Below are 25,449 nucleotides of genomic sequence, written 5' to 3'. Positions count from 1 at the left end.
TATTATATCGCTTTGAGTGCTGTTATTACTGCTTCACATTCTGCCTGTGTACCAATCGAAATTCGAATAAAACCATCTTGGCCAATTGATTTGCTTTGATCACGCAAAATAATGCCTTCATCCCATAATTTGCTAAATACCTCTTTATTGCTTTGGAATTTAACACATAAATAATTAGCTTCGCTAGGATAAACTTTTTCAACGATTTCTAAAGCCGAAAGTTGATTCGCTAATTTCTCTTTTTGATTATTGAGATTGATAACATGTAACTTCATGGTATTTATACCATCTTTACTTAATGCTTGGGTTGCTATATCAGCAACCGGTGTTGCTAAAGGATAAGGTGCAATGACTTTCTGTAAAGCATCTATTACTGGTTTATTTGCTAAAGTAAAGCCGCAACGTAGTCCTGCTAGTGCAAAAGCCTTCGATAAAGTTCGTAAAATAACTAAGTGAGGATAATTTGCAAGCCAGCTCACAACTGTTGAATTTGGAGAAAACTCAATATAAGCTTCATCAATAATCACTAAAGCGCGATTTTCAGCTAGTTTAAGTAAAGTTTTAATATCATCTTGGTCTATCAAATTACCAGTTGGATTATTAGGTGAACATACATAGATCAATTTAACATTGTCTAGATTTTGTTTAATTCCGTCTAAATCGAGTTGCCAATTAGATTTAGTTGGTACGGTTTTGGTTTTTATACCTAGTGTTTCGGCACTGACTTGATACATACCATAAGTTGGAGGGCAGTAAAGCACTGTATCGGTTTCAAGTTCACAAAAAGCTCGCATTAATAATTCTATTGCTTCATCGGCCCCCCGACTAACAATCACTTGCTCTGGAGTGACACCCGCATATTGCGCATAACGATTAATCACTTGTTCGGGTTGTGCTTCAGGATAGCGGTTTAAGTTTTGCTCAGTTAACTGAAAATTGGGTGCAACAGGGTATTCATTGGCATTTAGCCATACATCACCATTACCACCTATACGCCTAGCTGATTGATAAGGAGTCAACTTTTGTACGTTCTTTCTGACTAATTGATTAATGTCCATTTTATTCACCTATTTTTCAGAATCTGAGTTAAGTTTAGCTAAACGAATAGTTACGGCATTTTTATGGGCGGTAAGTTGCTCTGCTTGAGCCATTAGCTCAACAGCATTACCGATTGCTTGCAAACCTTCAGCAGTCAATTTTTGTACTGTCATACGTTTTTGAAAATCAGCTAAACCAAGGCTCGAATAAGTCGCTGTATAACCATAAGTAGGTAAAACATGATTAGTACCCGATGCATAATCACCTGCTGATTCAGGTGACCAATCACCTAAAAATATCGAGCCAGCGCTATTAATTTTATCAACTAATTCATCAGCATTTTGCGTTTGAATAATTAAATGTTCCGGTCCATAGCGATTACTAATATTCACACATTCTTCTAAATCTTTAGTAACAATAAGTCGGCTTTCTTGTAAAGCTTTTTCTGCGATCTCGTGGCGTGACAGTTGTGCTAGTTGTTTATCTACTTCAATTGAAACAGCTTGAGCAATTTTTTCATCGGGTGTTAGTAGTACTACTTGAGAGTCTGGACCATGTTCAGCTTGAGAAAGTAGATCAGCGGCAATAAATGCTGGATTAGCAAAACTGTCTGCAATCACCAATACTTCTGAAGGTCCAGCTGGCATATCTATAGCTGCACCATCTAGCCTTTGACTAACTTGACGCTTCGCTTCAGTCACATAGGCATTACCTGGGCCAAATATTTTATCAACTTTTGGTACTGATGCAGTACCTAATGCCATTGCAGCAATTGCTTGTGCACCACCTAGCTGATAAATCTCGCTCACTCCACATAGTTCTGCTGCATATAAAATTTCATCAGCAATAGGTGGTGGTGAACATAAAATTACTTTACGGCAACCAGCAATTTTAGCTGGTATTGCTAGCATCAATACGGTAGATAATAAAGGTGCCGAACCTCCTGGTATATACAGTCCTACCGAATCAATTGGTCTGGTGACTGACTGACATTTGATGCCCGGCATCGTTTCCACAGTTATAGTTTGTCTAACTTGTGCTTGGTGGAATTTTTCGATGTTACTTACAGCTAATTGCATCGCTTGTTTTAATTCTGGTTTAACACGGCTTGTCGCAGTTTTTATTTGATCTTCTGTTAATTTGATTTGCTTAATTTGTACTTTATCAAATTTATTACTTAATTCTTTTAGGGCTTCATCACCATTTTGTTTTACTTGCGTTAAAATATCTTTAACCGCGTGACTAATAGAATCAGAAGCAGCTATAGCAGGGCGAGTCAGTAATTCTGCTTGTTTTTCTTTTGAACATTGTTGCCAATATGATAGTTTCATTTAATTACTCCATCATTTTTTCAATTGGTAATACAAGGATTGAGCTTGCGCCTAAATCTTTCAATTTTTCCATGGTTTCCCAGAATAATGATTCAGTACTCACCATATGTAGAGCTACCCGATTTTGTTCACCCGTTAATGGTAAAATGGTTGGGTTTTCTGCGCCAGGTAATAATGATACAACTTGATCTAAAACGGCTGTTGGAGCGTGTAACATAATGTATTTGGATTCACGAGCTTGAATTACCCCTTGAATACGCGTCATCACTTTGTCGATTAATGCTTGTTTCGTTGGTGACATTTCACCTTCTCGTTGAATTAAACAAGCCTTCGATTTATAAATAACTTCAATTTCTTGTAGACCATTAGCTTCAAGTGTGGCCCCACTAGATACTAAATCACAAATTACATCAGCAAGCCCTGCTCGTGGTGCAACTTCAACAGAGCCATTAAGTAAACAGGTTTTGAAATTCACATTATATTGTGAAAGATAACGTCGGAGTAGGTGAGGATATGTGGTTGCAATACGTAAATTATTTAAACATTCTGGGCCACTGTAAACAAAATCACGAGGAGCAGCAATTGATAAGCGGCAGCCACCAAAATCAAGACGACGCAAGGTTTTATATTGTGGATTTTCACCTTCAGCTTGTCTGTCAAGAACTTCTTCTTCTAACACATTCTCACCGACAATACCTATATCGACAACACCATCAATAACTAGTCCAGGAATATCGTCATCGCGAACGCGTAAAATATCAATTGGCATATTTTCAGCAAAAGCAATTAAGCGTTGTTCTTGCAAATTGATTTTTATGCCACATTGCGCCAATAATTTTTTCGACTCATCGCTTAAACGTCCCGATTTTTGCATTGCTATACGTAAACGTGAATTATCCAACATATTATTCTCCAACTTGTTTAAATAAATTTATAAACCACAAATAAAAAACCCTCGGAAGACTGATCTTCCGAGGGTTCTCTAAATGCTTTTGCGATATCACCGGAAGACCTTTTGTCTTCCAGCACCAATCGCCCGAAGACTATTCAGGAATGATGGTGATGATGATGTTTAGTAACGAAAACACAAAAACAATTCATAAAAAATAAAACCTTTAAATTTAACTGTTGTACAACATATAACACAAATGACTAACTCGCAACTTATTTTTGTCGATTTATTAAAAAAATATAAAAAATTGAAATTTTTTAATTATCTATCTTATTTATTTTTGTCATGTTTAAATAACAGAAATAGATTAAATTATAAAATTTGTTTTAATTTATGGCTGACCTTATATCGGCCAAAGTTCGAGATTTTTGTTAAGAAAGCATCTAATGCATCATTTTCAAAACAGCTAAGAATCATATAACAACCGTCACCAGTAATCTTATAAAACTCAGAAATTTCATTAACAGATTTTACTAATTTTTCAAAAGATTCAAATTGATTTGAGTTCATGTAAATAGTGATAAATTGTAATTGATGTTTTGGTTCTTTGATTGTGAACTGTTCTATAATATGATTATTTAGCAACTCTTGTACGCGTTGCCCTACAGCTTGACTTGATAAGAATCCTTCTCGCCGATCTCTCGCCAGGATTGACGACTATTTTGTCTTAATTGATTTAAGATAGCGTGGTCTTTTTTATCCATATTTTCAATTTGAAAGCAAACCGAGATTTATTACTTCAATTTGCTATGTCATTTAGAGGTTGATTATTTCAAAATAATAACACAAAACATTACAAAGGAGAGCAAAATGACTCAAGCATTGATGATTATTGATGTACAAAATGATTATTTTCCCAATGGAAAATACTCATTAAACAATACCGAACAGACATTGCAATGTACCTTAAAGCTACAAAATTATTTCCGCCAAAAGCAATTACCGATTATTTATATCCAGCACGTTAACCAAGATGCTAATGCTGTTTTCTTTGTTAAAAATAGTTATGGTTGTCAGTTACATCCTAAATTACTTCCTATTCAAGAATATAATGAATTTGTGATTGAAAAGGCTTATCCGAATAGTTTTTATCAAACACAATTACAGCAGAAGTTAAAGCAAGCAGAAATAACCCAGCTGGTCATTTGTGGCATGATGAGTCATATGTGTGTTGATTCTACAACTCGTTGTGCATATGAACTCAATTACCAACCAATTTTAATTCATGATGTTTGTACTACCCATGATCTTGAATTTAACGGTAATATTATTTCATCGTCAGATGTTCATAATAGCTTTATGTCGGCATTGATGCGATTTGCAACAGTAATGAATATTGAATCATTCATTGAAACAAATTAATAAGTTAAAATACTTTTTCTTAATTTTTGAGGATTAATAAAAAATCCTCATTTTTTGACATAAATATTTATCCGTGATAATCCTAACTGAAAGGAATTTTGTTATAGCTAGTTTTATAAATTGGATTTTATATGGCTCATCCTGCTAATCATATTAATAGTTATATTTTTTGGGGTTTTTCATGCTACCAATTTTTTATGGTATTTATACATTTTCGTTAATATTTGTATTTGTACGGATACATTGGATTATCATGGCCCATACTAGATGCAAATGATTTAAATGAAGCAAATTTATTTGAATTTAATGATTGGCTAGAAGCAATAAAAACTTATCGGCACCCCCTATAGAAACAATAAACCATTATTAATATTTGATTAAATCATCGATGTTTTAATATTTATTAATTAATAGGATTTAAATATTTATGCTATTTACCCAAGTCGCAAATTATTACCACTTAGAACTCGATGTTTGATTGACTTTTTAATTATTGAATTAAAAAATTTACAATGGTGAAAATTGATAAATAAAATATTTACTTAATATATGTAAGTGGATATTATTGTTTAAGTTTTATATCGTCAATTACTATAAAATACACAAAATTTGATTTAATTTAGAATAGTTGTCATAAGGAATATGAAATGGGTATATTTTCTCGTTTTTTTGCTAAAAAAACAGAATCAAAACAGATGGATAATTCGATTGTCCCAAATCCTGATATTGAAAATGCCGTTAGCTTAAGTATCGTATTTAGCGGTGCGCTTAACATTAATAACGACGAATTATTAGCAAAACTTAAATCGATTAATCCGACCATAAAAGATATTCGATATGAAACGCCGTTCGGACAACTTGAAGAAGGTATGTGTATTTTAGTAAGTTGGGGTAAACATGTTATTAGAATATTTGGTCTCAATGCGCCTTATCCTAAAGCTGTATTAGAAGCATGTGTTACTCCTGCTAGTTATAGTCAAGAAATAAAACAACAAGTTTATGAAAGTGATAGTCATTTATTATTATATTATGTTGGCTATGAACAAGATGTATTAGAGCAGTACTTAGCTTTAACTCGTTTAGTAGCATGCTTTGAACAATTTAATGCGTTAGCAGTAATTAATGAAGATGCTCATACTTCATTACCAGTTAATTTTATTAATTCACTAGCTTCGGAAAAAGATGGTTTATCCACTTTAGGGGAATGTTTACCTTTATTGTTTTGTGGTTTTGTTAAATATGAGATAGAAAATATTAAAGGGATTTGGATGCGTACTTATGGTGCTAATAAATTTGGTTTACCTAATTTTGCTGCATTAGCCAATAGTTATGAAGAAAGTGAATATTATTTTGATATGTTTAGTAACATTTTAAATTATTTGCGACAAAGTCAAGCAATAATGAATCCTGGCGATACCATGGAAATGGGGGATAATCGTATGATGTCATTACGAGCGCCTCAAGATGATGAGTATTTCTTAAAAGATCAGGGTGATCTTTTAGTAATTGAAATTAATAACTAATTTTATATTATTCGAGTTTTAGGAAAGGTAATAAATATTTGGCTTTACCTTTCCTAAATACTTAGCATCTTATTGTTGAATCGTTTGTGGATATTTTTTACCAGCTAAAACACTAAATCGCCCAGTTCCTAATAATGCCAAACTAAAAGCGGTTAATGACATAAAAGCTGGATACTCCCAACCACCACCAGGATTGGTAAATGACCAACCATTAGTCCAATGTACAATGGTTATTATTGCTAGTTGAAAAAAAGCAATTAGCGCTACTGCACGGGTTAAAATACCGAGTAACAATAGTGCGCCACCACCAATTTCAAAAACGATAACGATATAAGAAAAAAAGCTAGGAAAGCCAAGAGTATGAAAATACTCGGCGGTACCTTCAGGGGTTAGAACAAGTAGTTTGGTAAAACCATGGGCTAAAAACATCATACCTAAAGCAATTCGTAATACAAATGCAGCTACATCAGTTTGATATTCTTTCATTTTGGTTTCCTATATTAAGTTAGCAAAATAACAATAATGAAACTCATAAAGATTTCTTAAAAACGTTATTACTCTTTTAAAACATAGGATACTGCAATTAAGATTGTCTCACAGTTAACAATCAATAGTAAAGTAATAGACAATTATCATCAATTTTTATAACTGAAAATTAAGATGATATAAGTATAATTTGCTTATGTTTGTGAATAGAAAAAATAGCAGTGCGACGAGTCGTCGCACCGTTATTGCTTACTTATTGTTGGTGTCGAATAGACTTAAATCTTTCTGTTGTCTGAGTTAATGCTGTTTCTGTAGGCAAACGTTCCATTGAACTTGCGCCGTAAAAACCATTACAATCAGGACAATTTTGTAAAATATATTCTGCATCTTCAGGGGATGAAATAGGTCCACCATGGCAAAGTATAATAATATCTGGACGAATTGCTTTAGCTGCTTTAGCCCATTGATTGATTAAAGGTACACAATCCGCAAGTTTTAATGCGGTTTGGGCGCCAATACTACCACCGGTGGTTAAGCCCATATGTGGAACTAAAATATCCGCTCCAGCTTTGGTCATATCAATAGCATCTTGCTCACTAAATACATATGGTGTAGTTAACAGATCTTTTTCATGTGCTTTGCGAATCATCTCAACTTCTAACGCATAGCCCATACCTGTTTCTTCAAGATTAGCTCTAAAATTACCATCAATTAAACCGACAGTAGGGAAGTTTTGTACGCCAGCAAAACCGGTAGCTTTAATTTGATCTAAAAACTGATCAAATTGGCAGAAAGGATCGGTGCCATTTACACCAGCTAAAACAGGAGTATGTTTTACAACCGGTAATACTTCTTTTGCCATATCCATAACAATTTCATTGGCATTGCCATAAGCTAATAAGCCAGCTAGCGATCCGCGACCCGCCATACGATAACGACCAGAATTGTAAATTACAATCAGATCAATACCACCAGCTTCTTCGCATTTCGCCGATAATCCTGTACCAGCTCCTCCACCGATGATAGGTTGACCTTTAGCAATCATATCATGGAATTTTTTTAATAATTGAGCACGTTTACTACTCATAATTTTCTCCATTACTTTATTTAATTATATTTTTAAATTCGTTAATAACTAAATTACAAAATTCTGGTGAATTAATATGATGCGAGGTTTTTATTAACCGTCGTTTTTCAGTTTGAATAAAGACTTTTTCAAACTCATCTATGAAAGCTTGATCCGCTTGCGGTGACCAAAAATCCCCATTTTCAATATCAAGTGCAGAAAAACCACTTTCAGGAATAATAAAAACGACTTCACCTTGACATTTATTTAGTTTAGTAGCGATCCAATTTGCCATGATTTTATTCTCTTCTGGCGTGGTTCGCATTAAAGTAACTTGTGGATTATGAGGATAAAACAGACGATCTCGATATTTTTCTGGAATAGTATCTGGGCTACCGAAATTAACCATATCAAGGGCACCACATGATCCAATATATGGAACTTGACTTCTTGCAATGGCTTCAAATCGATCTTCATCACAAGCAAGTACTCCATCAAATAGATGATCACAAACTTCAGTGGTCGTAATATCAAGTACACCTTTTAATAAATGGCTATCAGCTAATTTTTCCATTGCCTTACCGCCACTACCCGTTGCATGAAAAACTAAGCAATCGTATTTATCATTTAATTTTGCTGAAAGTGATTGAACACACGGGGTAGTAACACCGAACATGGTTAATCCAATTGCTGGCTTATCTTCAACTTGTTCTTGCGTTTTAAATAACACTGAACCTGCGATAGAATTAGCTGCATTGGCGAGTACTTTTCTTGAGATAACATTTACGCCAGCAATATCTGTAACGGAATAGAGCATGGCAATATCACTTGCACCGATATATCCTGATATATCACCTGAAGCCATAGTTGAAACCATCAACTTTGGTACGCCAATAGGCAGTGCTTGCATAGCTGGAGTGATTAATGCGGTACCACCCGAACCACCTAAACCGAGTATAGCGTCAACATCATTTTGCGCTATTAAAAATTGTTTAAATGCATTAGCCATTGCAACGATAGCCTTTCCTCTATCGGTGACAAAAACAGCTTTTTCACCCTCGGGATGATATTTAGCAACAGTGCTAGCACTAATATCAGCAATGTGATTAAAAGAATGTGGTTGCTTAGTGGAGATATCAACGATTTTACTTTCAACATTTCTTTTACTAAGTAAATGTTTGACGTAAACAATCTCTTCTCCTTTTGTGTCTAGTGTCGCGACCAAGTAAACCATATTATGCGATGCCATTTATTTCTCCTTAACAGATAAAATAGAACTCGATACTTCTTACTCAACTATCAGCGATTACTACTTTGACGATTATAAGCTAAAAATGAGACATTAGTCTCATTTTTTTTAAATTTTTTTAAAAATTTTTTTAATATTATAGTTATGTTAAAAAAAGTTGTATAATTTACAAAAGTTTACTAATTGGCAATAAATAAAAATATGAATATAGATAGCTTAATGATTTCTAAGAAATATTCTGGAGCCAAAAAAAGAACTTACGATCGTCTTATCGAAACTGCGATTGAGGCTTTAGAGCAGGGTAAAGAGATATCTATCACTGAATTATCAGATAGAACAGGTATTTCTAGAGCTACTGCTTATCGCTATTTTCCGACTAAAACCGATTTAATATCAGCGGCTGTTGAACAATCACTTAGTCCAATATTCTTATGGCAATCAGATAAAGAAAATGTCGAAGATCGGATAAATGATTTTTTAGCTTTTGCTTTGCCACAAATGTTAAAACATGAGGGAACATTACGCGCAGCTTTAAGCCTCTCTTTAAAACAATGGGCAGATGAACGGTCACAATTAACTGAAAAGACTAAAAAACTTGTGCGAGGTAATCGTAAGGAAATTCTTACCAATTTATTACAGCCACTCAAAGCACAATTATCTGACGATCTTTTTGATAAAGTTATCTACTCAATTTCAATCATATATGGTTCTGAAATATTCATGGTGTTAAAAGATATTTGGAACTTTGACAGTGAGCAAGTAATAGATCTTTCACAATGGATTGTTAAAGCTATCATTAATCAAGCTAAACAAGAAGTGCAAGATGAATTGAATACTGAATCTTGATTGTTCTAAATTCGGTTAAAATTTTTTAATTACATTTTAGCAATAGTTTTAACTAAAATTATAACTTATATTTAAAATACAGTAAGTTATGATACGCTAGTTTAATTTATGCATTAAGTATAAATAAGTCTAATACAGAGTAATCTTAAATTCCCTCTTTTCGATAACAATATTTAACCTATTATCAATTTTAATCTTAATTAGAATAATAAATACAGTGTCTTATTAGGTAAGTTTAAAAATATTTTTAATAACAGCATTCAATTGATTAGAAACTTTAAAGTCTTGTAGCGCAATTTACCATTATTTTCTTAAATAAAAACCAATATTAGTTTGCCAACCTTTTGATGGTTTTAATGTTATTCGTTTGTTAAAAAAGTGATTAAAAACTTAATCCAACATTTAATAAACTTTTTAAAAGCTCGCTTATTCTTTCACAGTAGTAAACAATTTAGTTTATCAGGTGATTTAACATTAATGATCGGATAATAAATAAAAAAGACACTGCTAGATTAGATAGTGTCTTTTTATGATAATTGAAGTTAGTAAAGAAAATAATTAAATTGTATGCCAAATACTTTTATATTTGAAAGGTTAATTTTCAAATTAGTGGTATTGAACAGATTGCTGACTTTGCTCATCGTGAACTAAGAATAAACAAGTATCGCTGGTTAAAACGGCTTGTTCTATACGTTGTTTATCTTGCTCATTAAGATCGTTAATACAAGCAACCACATAACTACAGGTTTTACTTTGTAATGCCTTTTCAATAGTCGAGACTAAATTATTATTAGTTAGGTTAGCTAAATGTACGACTTTTTGTTTATCAAGCCCAGCAATATTCAGCCATGAACGTTTTAACATTGGACGATCTGATAGCCATAATTGCCATTTCTTTTCTTTATTGAACGAACGTAATAAAGGTCTCTGCTGTTGCAACACTTGTTGAAAAGGTGTTTCAAAATTGATAGCCATAAGTTGTGGTGATGAATGTTCAATAAGCATAATAATCTCTACACTGTTTATTTACACAGTGTATATTAATACAGTATTTTGAGGTTGTAAATACCGTTTTGCTCATTTTTTATATTATTATAGTGTAATATATCTTCATGAACGAAAATATTGATAGGTCAAAATCCCTAAAAACGTCATTAATACTGAACCTGCAACATGAATAGCGATGGTAGTTAATCCCCAACCAATACGTCCTTCTTGAAGAAAATTGACAATCTCAGCTGAAAAGGTGGAGAAAGTCGATAATCCACCACAAAAACCAGTAATTATTAACAATCTCCATTCAGAAGATAGGGTAGAGTGATTAAAAAAGGCAATGGCGAAACCAATAATATAACCAGCAATTAAATTAGCAACTAATGTCCCTAACGGAATAGTAAAAGCAATCACATTTAACTTTAACGATAAAAACCAGCGTAATAAACCACCAGCAACTGAACCGACCGAAATTGCTAAAATAAGTTTTAACATAAATGGTAAACCTTTAAATCATTAATTAACCATGATCATATCAGTAGACTAATAAAATGGGTATCTTTTTGCTGAGTAAATTATTTCATTTATTAGCTAGGCTAACCAAAATCATTTGATTGTAATCATTATTATTTTTTATTGGTTTGCGTTAAAATAGCTGATAATAATGATGAATTATAAAGGTTAAAATAATGTTTACAGGAATCGTTCAAGGTGTTGGTCAAATTATTGATATCATCGATCAAGATAAATTACGTACTTATAAGGTAAAATTACCAGCAAAATTAACACCGAATATCGAAATTGGTGCATCCATTGCTAACGACGGATGTTGTTTAACCGTGACCGATTTTAAAGATGATTGGGTTACTTTTGATATTATGCAAGAAACGTTAGCCTTAACAACTCTCGGTAGTAAAAAGTTAAATGATTTGGTAAATATTGAACGAAGTGCAAAATATGGTGATGAAATTGGTGGTCATGTAATGTCAGGTCATGTATCTTGCCGAGCCACCATTATTGACATCCAAAAAACAGCAACTAACTGTCAAATGACGTTAGCCATGCCAGAAAAATTTATGAAATATGTTTTATATAAAGGTTTTATTGGTATAGATGGTGCAAGTTTAACGGTAGGAGAAGTAAAAGATAATCAATTTAATATCCATCTAATTCCTGAAACATTAGCGATTACCTCTCTAGATAGTAAAAAAATTGGTGATGAAGTAAATATTGAAATTGACTCACAAACTCAAGCTATCGTTGATACGGTGGAAAGGGTATTAGCAACGAAAAAATAAAGTTAAGCTAATTTGTACCTAAATTGGCTGATAGTGTACTGATTGTTAGTTAATAATGGTTTATTGTTAAACATTCATACGTTAATAAAAAAGGAAACAACATGTTTATAGCAAAACACTTTAAACCATTATTATTAAGCTTGGCGATGCTTGCACCTTTTAATTGTTTAGCCGATCAATTAAAATTAATCATTCCAGAATTAGCTAAAGATGGATTTACTAGTAAATTTATTTCCAATCAATTTGGTTGTACTGGCGATAACATCTCACCGCAAATTGAATGGCAGAATGTTCCAACTAATGCTAAAAGTTTAGTATTGACCATGTATGATCCTGATGCACCGACGGGATCCGGTTGGTGGCATTGGCAGGTGGTAAATATTCCTGTGCAAAGCCAACTTATTACTGAATCAGCTGGTAATCAACCTAAATTGTTACCTAAAGGTAGTCAATTAATTCGCAATGACTATGGTACGATTAATTATGGTGGTCCATGCCCACCGGAAAACAGCAATCACCGTTATCAGTTTACACTTTATGCTCTTGATATTGACCGTATTGATGTGACTGATCAAACAACACCCGCGATGATAGGATTTATTGCAAATGCACATCAAATAGCCAAAACAAGTATCACTTATCATTACACTCGTTAGGCAATAATTAATAGGTTAGACTAAATTGGATTTTAAATTAATCGGGCAGATTATTCATATAACTCAACATGGTAACCATAAGTTAAAATATATTGAAAACAGTCAGCCGTTACTGGTATATGTTATTAGTGGTGAAAAATTAGTTGAGTGGAATGGTGAAACACTTAGTGTTAAAGCAGGGCAGATTATTGCTATTCCTGCGAATACCATTTTGAATATGACTAATTTGTCGATTAATAATACACCTTACCAAGCAATATGTTTTAGTTGGTATGATGAATTACTAAATCAATTTGCATCTTCTAATAAACAAATTATTCCTAAACCCCTTAAAAAGATTAAAGTCGAAACTGATTTAAGAGATAATTTTATTAATCGTTTATCACAAATAGAATCTGAATTGATAAATAGCTCAGTGAACGATTCTAGGATGAATTTGATGTTAGTTAAACATCTATTTTTAGAATTATTAATCAGGTTATCCTCAATAGGCATTGTTTTTAAAGCCAATAATAACACTAGCATCAGTTACCAGATAAGACAAATGATTAGCCAACAACCTGATAAAAAATGGAAACTAAGAGTTATCGCTGATCAATTTGCAATGAGCGAATCAACTTTAAGGCGTTATTTAGCTCGAGAAGGGCAAAATTTATCACAAATTATTTTAGATGTACGTTTAAATTATGGGTTGGTCTTATTACAAACTACCCAAAAATCAATATTAACTATTGCTCAATCAGTTGGTTATGATAGTGGTTCTCGCTTTACCCATTATTTTAAAAAACGCTTTGGCATTTCGCCTAAGATGTTACGTTCTGAATAAGTTTCTATCTTAATATCCACCAATTATTGGTTATCTACATTAAAACAAATACCCCATCTTAAGCTTGATATTCAGTCAATCTCATTATTTTACATTGATTAAGATCACATTCTATTCCAGATTAATCTGGAAAAAAATGTAATCGTCTTATTTATTTAACTAACTATACTTTAAATCATCAAGTTATGAATGTATTGCAACAACAATTAGAAAAAGGAGTTGAGTAATGGAACGACAAATCAAATTACTTAAACTACTTTTTAGCCAATCGGAATTTAAACCGGCTGCTTTTTTTAGTTCAAAATTATCAATTTCAACTAAAACTGTATATTACGATATTGAAAAACTAAATGAACAGTTAATAACGGTACCGAATACGGATATTCGAATCGAAAAGTCTCCCCGTAAAGGGCTAATGCTAGTAGGTGAAAAAACGGATGTTGAGCCGATTATTAGCTATTTAGAACAAAAAAATAGTCATAGCTATTTCAATCAAAAATCACGACGCTTAAGCCCTGAATATCGTCGATTAGATATTGTCAAACGCTGTTTGCTTAAAAGCGAATCAGTATCATTGGAACAATTATCTGATGATTATTTAGTCAGTAAAACATCGTTACACAAAGATATTGAATTTATTAATCGGGCTCTTGAGCAAGAAAATATTCTATTAAATGTCACTCATAAAGGAATTTGTATTGACGGTAATGAAAATCAAATTCAACGAGCGATTAAACATTTCTTATCTTTGTATATTCATAAACAAGATGATTATTATCTCAATCAATTGATGAAATCATTTATTGGCGATAACTCTTTTGAACAGATAACTCAGTTATTATTTGAACGTTTTGAATCAGTAGTCGTACAATCTTCAGAGCATTATTTATCTTCATTACTGATATCCATCACCATTCAGCTAAAAAGATTGTGTTTAGGTTATTCAATTCCGGAAGAGAGTGATTTCTTATTTAATCATATCCGATATATGCAATCTTATTTGATTGCCTCGGAACTGGCTAAAACGTTAGAGTTAACTTTTACTGTGACGTTTTCGACTAATGATATTAAATACCTAAGTAAATTGTTTTTTGCTCATCGCATTATTGATGAAAATGTCATTGTTGATGATAGTTTTTATGAGCAAATTATTCGTAGAATTATCAAAAAAATAGGCGATATTGAAAGTGTCGATCTATCTGGTGATGGCAAATTATTTCACTCATTATTGTCGCATTTTCCACCGATGATTACTCGGTTACAAAAGCAAATTCGTATTATTAATCCAATATTAGATGAAATAAAACAGGAATATTCGAAATTATTTAGTGTGTTATGGTATGCACTTTCAGACTTAGAACGTAAATTTGATATTCATTTAAATGATCATGAAATTTCATTTTTATTGATTCATTTCCAAATAGCCTTAGATAAAGCCGCTGATGCCAATAACATCGTTATTATTTGTCAATATGGATGTTCATCATCAAATTTAATCTTAAATAAAGTCCGCAAATTTTTGCCATCTAAAGATAATATTGAAGTGTATTCTGTGGCTAAACTGAATTCAACTAAGCTTAGTAATGTCGACTTGATCATCACCACTCTTGATATCAAAAATATTAATAAACCGATGGTCAAAATATCATCTTTGTTGAACAAACAAGACTATCAAAATATTATTCAAGCTTACGCTAACTATGTCTTGAATAAGCAATCCGATTTTTCAGACAAAGGTAATTATTACCCGTCTACCGCCAAATTTGTCAATGCGGATTTAATTGAATTAAATGTTGATATTCAACATAAAAGTGACTGCCTTAATTTGCTGATAAGTAAGTTAGAAGATAAAGGTTTAGTGACTAAAAACTATCGTGACTCAGTTTTATATCGAGAAGAAATCGGCGACACTTCAATCGAAAACGGTATTGCTTTACCGCATGGCTCGCCAATGTTTGTTATTAAATCGAGTATCTCAATTATGACCCTCAAACGACCAATAAAATGGGGCATGATTGATGTCAGTATTATTATCATGGTTAGTCTTTCCGAAGACAATATCAATAGCATTAATGATGTTTTTACCGAAATTTATGAAATTGTTTCAAATAAACAAGCAATTTCGTCCTTAAAAAATCTCACAAATTTTAAACAACTTAAACAATTTTTGGATAATCAAAGAGGAATCAAGAATGTACTTTGATCAACATTTATGCCTATTTAACATTGAGGCAAAAACCAAAGAAGAAATCTTAACCACAATGGCACAAATGTTATTGTCACATGGCATTGTTAAACAAGATTATTTAACAGGTATTTTAGAAAGAGAACAGCAATACCCTACTGGTTTATTAGTTAATTCGATTGGTTTTGCAATTCCCCACACCGATTCCTCAAAAGTGAATCAATCGCAAATTTGTTTTGCATCACTAAAAAATCCGGTGATTTTTTCTGGTATGACCGATGATAAAGAGCAAATACCGGTCAAATTTATTTTCATGTTAGCAATGAAAGAGCCACATGAACAAGTTGAGAATTTACAAAATTTAATCGGCTTATTTCAAAATGAGGAGCAAATAAAATTATTAGAACAATGTCAATCAACTAACGAATTTATCTCTATTTTAAATAGCGCTGGTGTTAAATAGGATGGATTATTTTTATTAAGGAGTTACAAATGGATAGTGTCATTAATATTTTTCAATGGCTAATAAATTTAGGTGGGGTCGTTTTTTTACCTATCATCATTTTTATTATCGCCTTGTTTTTCAGAGTTAGCTTTTCCAAAGCGATGATGTCTGGTATTACCGTCGGTATTGGTATTGTCGGTCTTGGTTTAGTTATTGGTTTATTATCAGATACGTTAGGTGTTGCGATTCAAAAAATGGGTGAGCAATATGGAACGTCATTAAGCATCATGGATATTGGTTGTGGAGTAGGTGGCCCGTTAGCATTCTCAACCACATTGGGATTATTACTCATTCCTGCTTCATTAATTATTAACTTTTTATTTATTTCACTCGGTTGGACTAGAACGTTAAACGTTGATATCTGGAACTTCTGGTTTGCAATTTTCCTCGGCTTAGTGGCTTATTCAGTAACCGGTGAATATTGGGTTGGTATTATTGGTTGTATCACTGCAGTAATGTTGCAATGGTTTTTAGCTGATCTTTTACAAAAACCAATTAGTTCCTTCTTTGGATATCCGGGTATTGCCGTTACTCACCTTATGGCATTATCAGGGGCAATTGTTGCAATTCCATTAAATTGGATATTTGACCGCATCCCAGGACTAAATAAATTAAATGCTGATTCAGAAACATTAACCAAACGATTTGGGATTTTCGGTGATACAGTGGTAATTGGTTTAATCATCGGTATTGTTGTTGGCATCTTAGCTAATTACGATGTTCCACAAATTGGTAAATTAGCGATTTCAACTGCTGCAATCATGAAAATTATGCCGAAAATGGTGGCAATGTTTATGGAAGGCTTACTTCCAGTTGCTGATGCTGCTCGTGAATTTACCAGTAAAAAACTCAATGGCAAACAAGTTAACATCGGCATGGATGCTGCGTTAACTGTTGGTCATCCTGCGGTAATGGCAACTGCGTTAATTATGGTACCTGTTTCATTATTATTAGCCTTAATTTTACCGGGTAATAAAGTACTACCTTTTGGTGATTTAGCTTTCTATGCCTTTGGCATCTGTTTAATGGTACCGTTTTTCAAAGGTAATATTATTCGTTCAATTTTAGGTGGCACCATCTATTTGGTCGTCTGCTTATATATGGCAACATGGCTTGCACCAGTTATTACTGATGTATTCCATTTGGCTAATTACGATGTAGGTACTGCTGGTATTGTTACTGTCATTTTATGTGGATTATGGCCAGTAACCTTATTCGTACTGTTATTAACTCATCTTGGTTTTATTGGTTTAATTGGTTTAGCGCTAGTTATTCTTTGCTTACTTATCTATATCAACAAAATCAAAAAAATTGAAATGTATTAAAAGGAAATAATCATATGAAGAATTTACTTATTATGTGTGGTGCAGGGCATGCAACTTCGACTATCGCAGTAAGCAAAGTGAATAAATGGCTTAGTGATGAAAAATTAACAGATCAGGTAAAAATTTATCAATCTAAGATTGCTGATGAACTTAATAAGATTGACTCTTATGATGTGGTTGTAAGCACAACTATTGTACCGGATTCAATTAAAGCGAAAGTAATTAATGGATTACCACTACTTACTGGTGTTGGATTAAATGAATTTTTTGCTGAATTGAAAAAGCGTTTAGCTATTTAATTTAAATTCAACTTTAAGTTTTGATAATGATCGCCTCATTTATTTTGTGAAGCTTAGCTACAAAGTAGATGGGGCTATAATAAGGAATAAACTATTATGAATATTATTCATCATGCCATTGAAATCAACACGGTTGCAGGTAGGCATTCATACCACGATATTACTGAGCAATTAAAACAGTTTGTAAAGCAATCCAATATCCAAAATGGTCAATTAACGATAGCTACTAGCCATACAACATGTTCACTTTTTTTTGAAGAATGTATGCACGATACTAATTTTTTTGGTGATGAATTTCTGCAAGTTGATATCAACAATACATTAGAAAAAATTGCTCCACGGATGACCAGCGAAAATCAATATAACTCACCGGGTCCAAAGCATGTTGAATTTGGTTTAAGTCTTAGTGATCCTAATTATCCAGCTGAAAAATGGGTTATGTTAAATACCGATGCTCATATCAAATCATCACTGTTTGGTCATTTTTCAATAGTATTAATTATCAAAGATGGCCAGCCGTTATTAGGGCAGTTAGGACGAATTTATTTTGTCGATTGGGATGCACTACGTGAAAGGAAACGTAATGTTAATTTTATGCTGATGGGTCGTTAATAAAAGGAGATAATTATGATACTGTCTCCATCACTATTTAATTCTGATCTTTATCGGATCAAAGAGACTCTAGAAAGTCTACAAACTTTAGGTATTCGCCAACTACATATTGATGTAATGGATAATCATTATGTACCCAATCTAGGCTTTAATGCTAGTTTTGTTAAAAATCTAAAAGCGCATACTGATTTTATTTTAGATTGCCATCTAATGGTTGAAAAACCTGAATTAGCCATAGTTGATTTTATTGATGCTAAAGCTGATATTATTACCTTTCATTATGAAGCAACGGCGCATCATTCATATATTATTAATAAAATTAAAAATAGTAATATTAAAGTCGGTATAGCTATAAACCCTTGTACACCAGTTGAAAATCTGAAGCTGTTATTACCTCAGGTCGATCAGGTTTTAGTCATGACGGTCAATCCTGGCCAAAAAAATGAAAGTTTTTTACCTTTTACGTTACCAAAAATAGAACAATTGAAAAGTATAAAACAAATCGGTAATTATCATTACGATATTCAGGTTGATGGCAATATTAGCGATCAAAACATATCTTCATGTGTTACGGCTGGCGCAAACAGTATCGTATCGGGGGGATTTATCTTTAACAATAATCCGCTTGAAAGCAACATAGAAAGATTAAAAGCGGCAATCAAATAGGGAAATAATAATGGATACCAAAGATGTATTATCAAAAATATTAACTGAAATATCAGCACAAGTAAGCTCCATCAATGAGGAACAACTTAGCCAATTTAAAAATGCCATTATTGCAGCAAAACACATCTTTCTTGCTGGGACCGGTCGCTCTGGGTTAATGATTGGGGCATTTGCTAATCGATTAATGCATTTGGGCTTGAATGTTAGCTTGATAACTGAAATTAGTAAACCAAAAGCAAATGTCGGTGATTTATTAATTTTAGGATCGAGTTCCGGTGAAACCAAAAGCTTAATTGCTTATGCTAATCAAGCAAAAGCACTTGGCGTTAAAATAATACTATTTACTACCAATGGTAACTCTAGCTTAGCTAAGTTAGCGGATAATATTGTGGCAATTCCAATAAAAGTGCTTGAACTAAATCAACCGATGGGCAGTACGTTTGAACAACTATCATTACTCACTTATGACAGCATTGTTTACAGTCTAATGACAGAATTGCAACAGACGCCAGAATTAATGAAAAACCGTCATGCTAATATTGAATAGAATACAAACTAAACTTACACCCTTGAGATAAAATTCTACTTATTACAGTAGTTCCAATCTTAAATGGGAACGATAAATATTTCATTATTAAATTTGAGCCAAAAAATTTTGAGGAAAGCACTTTTTTGAAGCAAAAAATTTGAGGAGAGGGGTTTTTTAGGTTATAAAATTCTTAATTATATAACAAAACACCGTTAATTTATCTTATCGATTTAATTAACGGTGCTGATTTATTTGTCTATAGCTATAAATGTAAACTATCGATTATACTTAATTAGCTGCTTTTAAATAGTGAGCAATTTGTGCAATATCATTTGGAGTCGTTTGGCAGCAGCCACCAATTAATTTTGCCCCTAACTTGATCCAGACTGGCAATTGATTATCAAAGGTACAATTATGTTGATGATCTTTGTGCCATTGTTTAGTGGTTGGATCATATTGCTCGCCTGAATTAGGATAAACAATTAAGGGTTTCGTCGTTAGTGTTTGTAATTCAGTTAATGCTAGAGAGACCTTTTCTAAGGCAATGCAATTAATACCGATACTAACCACCTGATCAATCTGATTTAGATAATCAATCACTTCGACAAGTGGAGTTCCATCACTAAGGTGATTGGCATCTTTTAACGTTAACGAAAACCATGCTGTCATTGTTGGATATTGTAGTAGCAGTTTAGCTAACGCTTTTATTTCAACAAAGTTGGGTAGGGTTTCACAAGCTAAAATATCAACTTTTGCCTCAATGAGTGCTTGCATTCTGGCCTGATGAAAATCGATAAATTCATTTTCACTGAGTTGATAATTGCCAGTATATTCTGAACCGTCTGCCAAATAGGCTCCGTAGGGCCCTACCGAACCAGCGATAACTAATAACTTATCTGACTTAATTTGATCTAGATATTGCTGCTTGGCTTGTTGAGCTAGTGCTACACTTTGTTTTATCAAATTTATTGATTCGGCAAGTGATATCCCTTTTTGGGCAAAACCTAATGGTGTCGCTTGATAGCTAGCGGTAATAGCACAATCCGCCCCTGCATTAAAATAGTCATAATGAACTTGTCTAATTAGATCGGGTTGATCAATTAATACTTTAGCTGACCATAAGCTATCATTAAGATCACAACCACGGCGCTGAAGCTCACTTGCTAAAGCACCATCAATAATTACGTAGTTATTTTGGTTTAATAACTGCGAGAGAGGATTTTCTTTTGACATTATCGATTTACTCGTTGTTGATAAGCTCGGGTAATATGATAGGCGATATAGCAAACCACTACAAATGGAATACCACAATAAAGGGCAATCCGTTGTTCAGGATCGAAAGCCAGTCCAATACAAGCAATTAAACATAATATAAACCCTAAAATTGGCACTAATGGATAAAGTGGGGCTTTATATTTTAGTGATCGTATTTCAGATGTTGAGAGTTGTTTTCTAAAAAAGTAGTGTGAAGCACAAATACTTAACCAAACAGCAACAACGGCAAATCCTGAAATTGCCGTTAAGCCTACAAATACAGTATCGGGAGCAATAACACTGGAGAACAAAGCTAATAATCCTCCAATCATACTAACGGCAATAGCAGTAGTTGGTATACCTTTTGGATTTAATTTACCAAAGCATTTTGGCAATGTACCTTGATTAGATAGCGACCATAACATGCGACCAGATGCATATAATCCAGAGTTAGCTGCGGATAAAATGGCCGTTAAAATGACAAAATTCATAATGTCAGCAGCATAAGGAATACCGATACTTTCAAATACTTCAACAAATGGGCTTTTAATAACGCCAGCTTGTTTCATTGGTAATAGGGCAGCTAATACAAAAATGGTACCAACAAAAAAGATAATCAATCGTAGAATAGTCGTTTTGATGGCTAGTGGAATGGTTTTTTCCGGTTGATGGGTTTCGCCAGCGGCTATACCGATAAGTTCTGTTCCTGAAAATGCGAAATTCACTGATACCATGGTCATTACAATAGGAATAATACCATTAGGAAACCAGCCATGTTCGGTAATATTGTGCAAAAATGGAGCAGGTAGGTTATTTTTCATTGGAATAAACCCAAAGATAGCCGCACTACCAGCGATGATAAATACAATAATAGTAATTACTTTAATAATAGAAAACCAAAATTCACTTTCGGCAAAAAATTGTGCGGTAATAATATTTAATAAGAAAATCACTACACAGAAAACTAAACACCAAACCCAAACTGATACTTGTGGGAACCAATATTGCATACATAAACCAGCTGCAGTAAAACTTGAGCCTAATGCGACAGTCCAGGTTAACCAATAGAGCCAAGCAACAGTATAGCCGGTTGCAGGACTAATAAATTTTGATGCATAAGTATGAAATGCGCCAGTTTCAGGCATCGCAACGGCCAGTTCTCCCAAGCAAAGCATAACTAAATAGACAACAATTGCACCAATTAAATAAGCAATAATAGCACCAATAGCGCCAGCAGTAGCGATGATATACCCAGTATTAAAAAATAATCCAGTTCCAATAACACCACCTAGTGATAACATGATTAAGTGGCGTGTCTTCATTGATCGTTTAAATTGATTTTCAGGCACGGCAGAAGTGTTTTTGTTCATATAAGTTTTGGCTCATTAAATTGTGTTTTAAATGGTATTCCGCCTGATGATAGGCGGAATTTTTTAGATTAGAAGTTTAAATTGTTTAGAAATTCTTGTTTGCTAATTTTATTGCCATTGATAGTCACTTGATCGTTTGATTTTAAGTAATCAAGTTCGCTAAATATACCAGAGGTATTACCTTTTTTAAAGGTGACTAATGGCGATCTGCTCAGTGCCATTTGTGTCATTAATTGTAAATTATTGCTTGCTCTTTGTAGCTGATTATCGGTTATTTGTTCTGACTCAGGAGCTTCTATTTGTGACATAAATCTCGCTATTACAGCAAATGGTGCTTCAAGATTTATTGAAAGTTGGTTAATTTTGTCAATGTCTCTATCATAAATTGTCATTTGGTTAAGGTTAGCAATATCAACTAATGCACTAAAATTGAAATCACCAGAAGCATTGTGCCAATGAAATTTTTTAATGTCTATTTTAGTATTGGTGATGTTTGAGTTATTAGCTGAATCTAATAACCAAGATATTTGCTCAAAATTGTCAAAAAATGATTTATCTAACCCTTGAACATTAAGTTCAAAAGTACCATTTCCCATTTGTTGCTTGCCGTAATTAAAAGCATCAATTGCAATATCCATATTACCTTCAAGGCCAGTTGTTTTATTGGTGAATTTATAGTCCATTGCAAAATTTTTAAGCGCAATTGTTGGTTTATCGGTATTAGCCTTTAAATTAACAAATAAATCATCAACACTATTTTGTGCTTCGAAGAAATAATTTTTATAATCAATTTTATTATCAACTTTTAAATTTTTTAGTTTAATCTCATCACCATCGTGTCTTTTATAATTTAAATTATCAATAACCAATGAAAAAGAAGGTGTTTCAAATCCTAGGTTACCAGACACACTATAATCAATTTGGCCTAGTTCGAGTTTACCTTCAAGAAATTGATAATTAGGATCTTGATCACTCAAAACAATCGGTTGTGTTGTCAGGTTAATGGTTAGATTATCAGAATAAGATAAATTGATATGTCCTTTTGCAAATGGTTTGTTACCAGCAAGTTTCCATAAAATTGGGTTAGATTTTTCTGTACCTTGATACTCAAGCCAAGCCATTTGTGGCGAAAAAGTACCTTGTTTCAAGGCGGCTAGCGGGAATGGTCCATGATGGATGATAACATCTTCATCATATAGCGTGATAGTCGAGGATGCACTTGCAGATTCAGCGATAATTTTTATATGTGTTTTAGTTGAAAAAATACCCTTTTCATCATTGGAATGGGTGATTTGTACTTCAACATCATTTTGTAAACTATTAACTTGTTTTGTTAGATGTTTTAATGTGTTATCTAATTCAGCTTCAATTACATTGCCTGTATGCCAAGCTATACCAACATAACCAAGGCCTAATATTGCAATAACGCCAATAGCCAGTGTACTTTTCTTCATGTTTACTCTCTCAATTTTTCTACTTTTAATTATTTTTTAATATAACTTACTTTCATGATTTTTGATTAAAAAATGATGTATCGCCTTTTATTGATTATTCGAAAAGATCTAAAACCTCACTTTTGTTATAAATTTGACCATTAATATTAGCCTCGTTACTGTCTTTAAGTATATCAATATCGATAAATAAACCTTGTTCTTCACCTTTGCTAAATTTAAATATCGCAGAATCATCGAACATATATACCAAGTTTTTTTGGACTGTTTTTTTCGATTCGTTAAACTGTTCCTCAGTGAGCTCACTATGGTGAGGATCATTATATTGGGCATAGCTGTAGGCAATTACATTAAGGGGGGCATTAACATGCAATGAAAGATTATTAATGCTATCTAAAGGATTATTTTGTTTATAAATATCTTCAAGCTTTGCGATATCAAGTGATCCTTTAATATTTACATCACCATTAACATTACGCCAGTTTAAATTTTTAAGCTCAAATTTACTGTTAATGGGTTGATCATAGTGAGTTTCTTCATCGATAAATTCTTCGCCAAATATCTCTTTATCTAAACCTTGATAATCAATATCTATTTCTGCTTTACCTAAATTTTGTTGTCCATATAAGATTGAATCAACACTGCTAATGAATGAGCCATTAAGAACTCGAGTATCACTTAAATCAGTTTTTTGTTTGATAGATAGTTTGTTTAATATGATGAAGGGGCGTTCATCATCTGACTCAGGAATTAGGGTAAATTTATCAAGATTAGCATTTAAGGTAATATTTTGATTGATGGAATCAATAGTTCCACTTGCCTTTAAATTCTCGATTGAAATGGTGTCATTATCAGTTTCGGCATAGTCATAATCATCTAGATAATAAAGATAAATATCTCTTAAATTTGTTTTTAAAGAATCTAAATGCAAATTATAACCAATCATAGTTGACTGTTTTTCGCCATCAAGATCAATGTGAAGCTTATCTAACGTAAGATAGTAAACGGTTTTTTGAGTATGAAATTTATCTAAATCTAGTGTTATCGAAGGGATAGCTGAGTCCATATTACTAATAAATGTAAAACTACCTTTGCCTAATTGGTATTCAAATTTAACATTATCTTCAGTTTCTCTATAATGACTGATTTCCTTGCTAAAAAGCTTTACAATCATATTTTCACTATAATCCAAACTAATATAGCCGGTAATAAAGGGTTGATTATCATTAGTCTTCCATGCGGAAGGATTGGATTCTTTGCTAGTTTCAAATTCCACCCAAGCCATTTGTGGTGAAAAAATACCTTGCTTTAAAGCGGCAAATGGGAAAGGACCATGATGAATAGTGAAATCCTTATCAGCTAGTGTAAATACCTCAGCAAAACTACCATCTTTAGAGGATAAGGTCATATTAATATGGGTTTTGGTTGAAAATAGCTGTTTTTTATCATTAGAATGGCTGATGTTAATTTTAAATATATTTTGGCTATTATTAAATTGCTCAGTAGCTAGTGTTAACGATTTATCTAAATCATTTTCAATCACGTTACCAGTATGCCAGGCAATACCAACATAACTTAAACCTAATACAGCAATAACGCCTAAAGCCAGTGTCTTTTTTTTCATTTT

27 protein-coding genes and 1 other annotated feature are annotated in these 25,449 nt (G+C 32.9%); of the genes, 13 read left to right on the top strand and 14 right to left on the bottom strand.

Annotated features, from left to right (window positions below; genetic code table 11):
- Positions 1-2 precede the first annotated feature (2 nt).
- The 5 genes from hisC to H3T80_RS12350 all read right to left on the bottom strand — a co-directional run bounded on the left by hisC (position 3) and on the right by H3T80_RS12350 (position 4,025).
- Positions 3-1,058, bottom strand: a complete 1,056-nt coding sequence (gene hisC, locus H3T80_RS03470; protein ID WP_232350086.1) for a histidinol-phosphate transaminase — start codon at positions 1,056-1,058, stop codon at positions 3-5.
- A gap of 9 nt (positions 1,059-1,067) precedes the next feature.
- A complete protein-coding gene (gene hisD, locus H3T80_RS03465; RefSeq protein WP_198200030.1) occupies positions 1,068-2,369 on the bottom strand; it encodes a histidinol dehydrogenase in 1,302 nt (433 codons plus the stop codon).
- A gap of 4 nt (positions 2,370-2,373) precedes the next feature.
- Complete coding sequence (hisG, locus tag H3T80_RS03460; protein ID WP_198200029.1) at positions 2,374-3,273, bottom strand: ATP phosphoribosyltransferase; 900 nt, start codon at positions 3,271-3,273, stop codon at positions 2,374-2,376.
- 39 nt (positions 3,274-3,312) lie between these two features.
- Positions 3,313-3,438, bottom strand: a sequence feature (His leader region).
- A gap of 195 nt (positions 3,439-3,633) precedes the next feature.
- Positions 3,634-3,831, bottom strand: a complete 198-nt coding sequence (locus tag H3T80_RS12355; RefSeq protein WP_370548259.1) for an Lrp/AsnC ligand binding domain-containing protein — start codon at positions 3,829-3,831, stop codon at positions 3,634-3,636.
- Positions 3,832-3,923: 92 nt separating this feature from the next.
- Positions 3,924-4,025, bottom strand: a complete 102-nt coding sequence (locus tag H3T80_RS12350) for an AsnC family transcriptional regulator (protein ID WP_198200026.1) — start codon at positions 4,023-4,025, stop codon at positions 3,924-3,926.
- A 106-nt stretch (positions 4,026-4,131) separates the two neighbouring features.
- Here H3T80_RS12350 and H3T80_RS03445 point away from each other — a divergent pair, with 106 nt between their 5' ends.
- Both H3T80_RS03445 and H3T80_RS03440 read left to right on the top strand, forming a co-directional pair.
- Positions 4,132-4,683, top strand: coding sequence for a cysteine hydrolase family protein (locus H3T80_RS03445; RefSeq protein WP_198200024.1), 552 nt, complete (start codon positions 4,132-4,134; stop codon positions 4,681-4,683).
- A 647-nt stretch (positions 4,684-5,330) separates the two neighbouring features.
- Positions 5,331-6,206, top strand: a complete 876-nt coding sequence (locus H3T80_RS03440) for a DUF4261 domain-containing protein (RefSeq protein WP_198200022.1) — start codon at positions 5,331-5,333, stop codon at positions 6,204-6,206.
- A gap of 69 nt (positions 6,207-6,275) precedes the next feature.
- Here H3T80_RS03440 and H3T80_RS03435 read toward each other — a convergent pair whose 3' ends face one another.
- The 3 genes from H3T80_RS03435 to H3T80_RS03425 all read right to left on the bottom strand — a co-directional run bounded on the left by H3T80_RS03435 (position 6,276) and on the right by H3T80_RS03425 (position 9,007).
- Entirely contained in the window at positions 6,276-6,692 is a 417-nt protein-coding gene (locus H3T80_RS03435) for a DoxX family protein (RefSeq protein ID WP_110447771.1), read from the bottom strand.
- A 253-nt stretch (positions 6,693-6,945) separates the two neighbouring features.
- Positions 6,946-7,779 (bottom strand): phosphoenolpyruvate hydrolase family protein, encoded by an 834-nt coding sequence (locus H3T80_RS03430; RefSeq protein WP_086364579.1) that lies wholly within the window; start codon positions 7,777-7,779, stop codon positions 6,946-6,948.
- A gap of 16 nt (positions 7,780-7,795) precedes the next feature.
- Positions 7,796-9,007, bottom strand: a complete 1,212-nt coding sequence (locus H3T80_RS03425; RefSeq protein ID WP_198200020.1) for a Tm-1-like ATP-binding domain-containing protein — start codon at positions 9,005-9,007, stop codon at positions 7,796-7,798.
- Positions 9,008-9,208: 201 nt separating this feature from the next.
- Between H3T80_RS03425 and H3T80_RS03420 the strand changes: the two genes are divergently transcribed.
- Positions 9,209-9,853 carry a TetR/AcrR family transcriptional regulator gene (locus H3T80_RS03420; RefSeq protein ID WP_198200017.1) on the top strand — a complete coding sequence of 215 codons (645 nt, stop codon included), beginning with the start codon at positions 9,209-9,211 and terminating at the stop codon, positions 9,851-9,853.
- 606 nt (positions 9,854-10,459) lie between these two features.
- Here H3T80_RS03420 and H3T80_RS03415 read toward each other — a convergent pair.
- Both H3T80_RS03415 and crcB read right to left on the bottom strand, forming a co-directional pair.
- A complete protein-coding gene (locus tag H3T80_RS03415; RefSeq protein ID WP_110447774.1) occupies positions 10,460-10,858 on the bottom strand; it encodes a cell division inhibitor SulA in 399 nt (132 codons plus the stop codon).
- 105 nt (positions 10,859-10,963) lie between these two features.
- On the bottom strand, positions 10,964-11,341 hold the full coding sequence (crcB, locus tag H3T80_RS03410) for a fluoride efflux transporter CrcB (protein WP_086357986.1): 378 nt from the start codon (positions 11,339-11,341) through the stop codon (positions 10,964-10,966).
- Between the two features lie 194 nt (positions 11,342-11,535).
- Between crcB and H3T80_RS03405 the strand changes: the two genes are divergently transcribed.
- The 10 genes from H3T80_RS03405 to hxlB all read left to right on the top strand — a co-directional run bounded on the left by H3T80_RS03405 (position 11,536) and on the right by hxlB (position 19,765).
- Positions 11,536-12,144 (top strand): riboflavin synthase subunit alpha, encoded by a 609-nt coding sequence (locus tag H3T80_RS03405; protein ID WP_110447775.1) that lies wholly within the window; start codon positions 11,536-11,538, stop codon positions 12,142-12,144.
- 101 nt (positions 12,145-12,245) lie between these two features.
- Positions 12,246-12,800, top strand: coding sequence for a YbhB/YbcL family Raf kinase inhibitor-like protein (locus tag H3T80_RS03400; RefSeq protein ID WP_198200015.1), 555 nt, complete (start codon positions 12,246-12,248; stop codon positions 12,798-12,800).
- 25 nt (positions 12,801-12,825) lie between these two features.
- The gene (locus tag H3T80_RS03395) at positions 12,826-13,626 is read left to right on the top strand and encodes an AraC family transcriptional regulator (protein ID WP_110447777.1); all 801 of its coding nucleotides are present in this window, start codon (positions 12,826-12,828) and stop codon (positions 13,624-13,626) included.
- A gap of 226 nt (positions 13,627-13,852) precedes the next feature.
- On the top strand, positions 13,853-15,829 hold the full coding sequence (locus H3T80_RS03390) for a transcription antiterminator (protein ID WP_198200013.1): 1,977 nt from the start codon (positions 13,853-13,855) through the stop codon (positions 15,827-15,829).
- Positions 15,819-16,274: a PTS sugar transporter subunit IIA gene (locus H3T80_RS03385; RefSeq protein ID WP_086364284.1), complete on the top strand. Its 456-nt coding sequence runs from the start codon at positions 15,819-15,821 to the stop codon at positions 16,272-16,274. Before H3T80_RS03390 ends, H3T80_RS03385 begins: the two co-directional genes overlap by 11 nt.
- A gap of 29 nt (positions 16,275-16,303) precedes the next feature.
- Entirely contained in the window at positions 16,304-17,641 is a 1,338-nt protein-coding gene (locus tag H3T80_RS03380; RefSeq protein WP_198200012.1) for a PTS galactitol transporter subunit IIC, read from the top strand.
- A gap of 14 nt (positions 17,642-17,655) precedes the next feature.
- Complete coding sequence (locus H3T80_RS03375; protein ID WP_034901958.1) at positions 17,656-17,940, top strand: PTS sugar transporter subunit IIB; 285 nt, start codon at positions 17,656-17,658, stop codon at positions 17,938-17,940.
- A gap of 96 nt (positions 17,941-18,036) precedes the next feature.
- Entirely contained in the window at positions 18,037-18,552 is a 516-nt protein-coding gene (locus H3T80_RS03370) for a YjbQ family protein (RefSeq protein WP_086357980.1), read from the top strand.
- 15 nt (positions 18,553-18,567) lie between these two features.
- A complete protein-coding gene (locus H3T80_RS03365; protein ID WP_198200011.1) occupies positions 18,568-19,218 on the top strand; it encodes a ribulose-phosphate 3-epimerase in 651 nt (216 codons plus the stop codon).
- Positions 19,219-19,228: 10 nt separating this feature from the next.
- Positions 19,229-19,765, top strand: a complete 537-nt coding sequence (gene hxlB, locus H3T80_RS03360; protein ID WP_086360713.1) for a 6-phospho-3-hexuloisomerase — start codon at positions 19,229-19,231, stop codon at positions 19,763-19,765.
- A 270-nt stretch (positions 19,766-20,035) separates the two neighbouring features.
- Here the strand turns inward: hxlB and mmuM are convergent, their stop codons facing one another.
- The 4 genes from mmuM to H3T80_RS03340 form a co-directional block, all read right to left on the bottom strand.
- Positions 20,036-20,980, bottom strand: coding sequence for a homocysteine S-methyltransferase (mmuM, locus tag H3T80_RS03355; protein WP_198200010.1), 945 nt, complete (start codon positions 20,978-20,980; stop codon positions 20,036-20,038).
- Positions 20,980-22,371 (bottom strand): S-methylmethionine permease, encoded by a 1,392-nt coding sequence (gene mmuP / locus H3T80_RS03350; RefSeq protein WP_198200009.1) that lies wholly within the window; start codon positions 22,369-22,371, stop codon positions 20,980-20,982. Before mmuP ends, mmuM begins: the two co-directional genes overlap by 1 nt.
- A 68-nt stretch (positions 22,372-22,439) precedes the next feature.
- Positions 22,440-23,825 carry a YdgA family protein gene (locus H3T80_RS03345; protein ID WP_198200008.1) on the bottom strand — a complete coding sequence of 462 codons (1,386 nt, stop codon included), beginning with the start codon at positions 23,823-23,825 and terminating at the stop codon, positions 22,440-22,442.
- Positions 23,826-23,919: 94 nt separating this feature from the next.
- Positions 23,920-25,446, bottom strand: coding sequence for a DUF945 family protein (locus tag H3T80_RS03340; RefSeq protein WP_198200007.1), 1,527 nt, complete (start codon positions 25,444-25,446; stop codon positions 23,920-23,922).
- Positions 25,447-25,449 lie beyond the last annotated feature (3 nt).

Source organism: Gilliamella sp. W8145, from assembly GCF_016101145.1.
Classification (GTDB): Bacteria; Pseudomonadota; Gammaproteobacteria; order Enterobacterales; family Orbaceae; genus Gilliamella; species Gilliamella apis_A.
The sequence above is the reverse complement of the archived record's forward strand: the minus strand, read 5'-3'. Positions and strand labels throughout refer to the sequence as shown.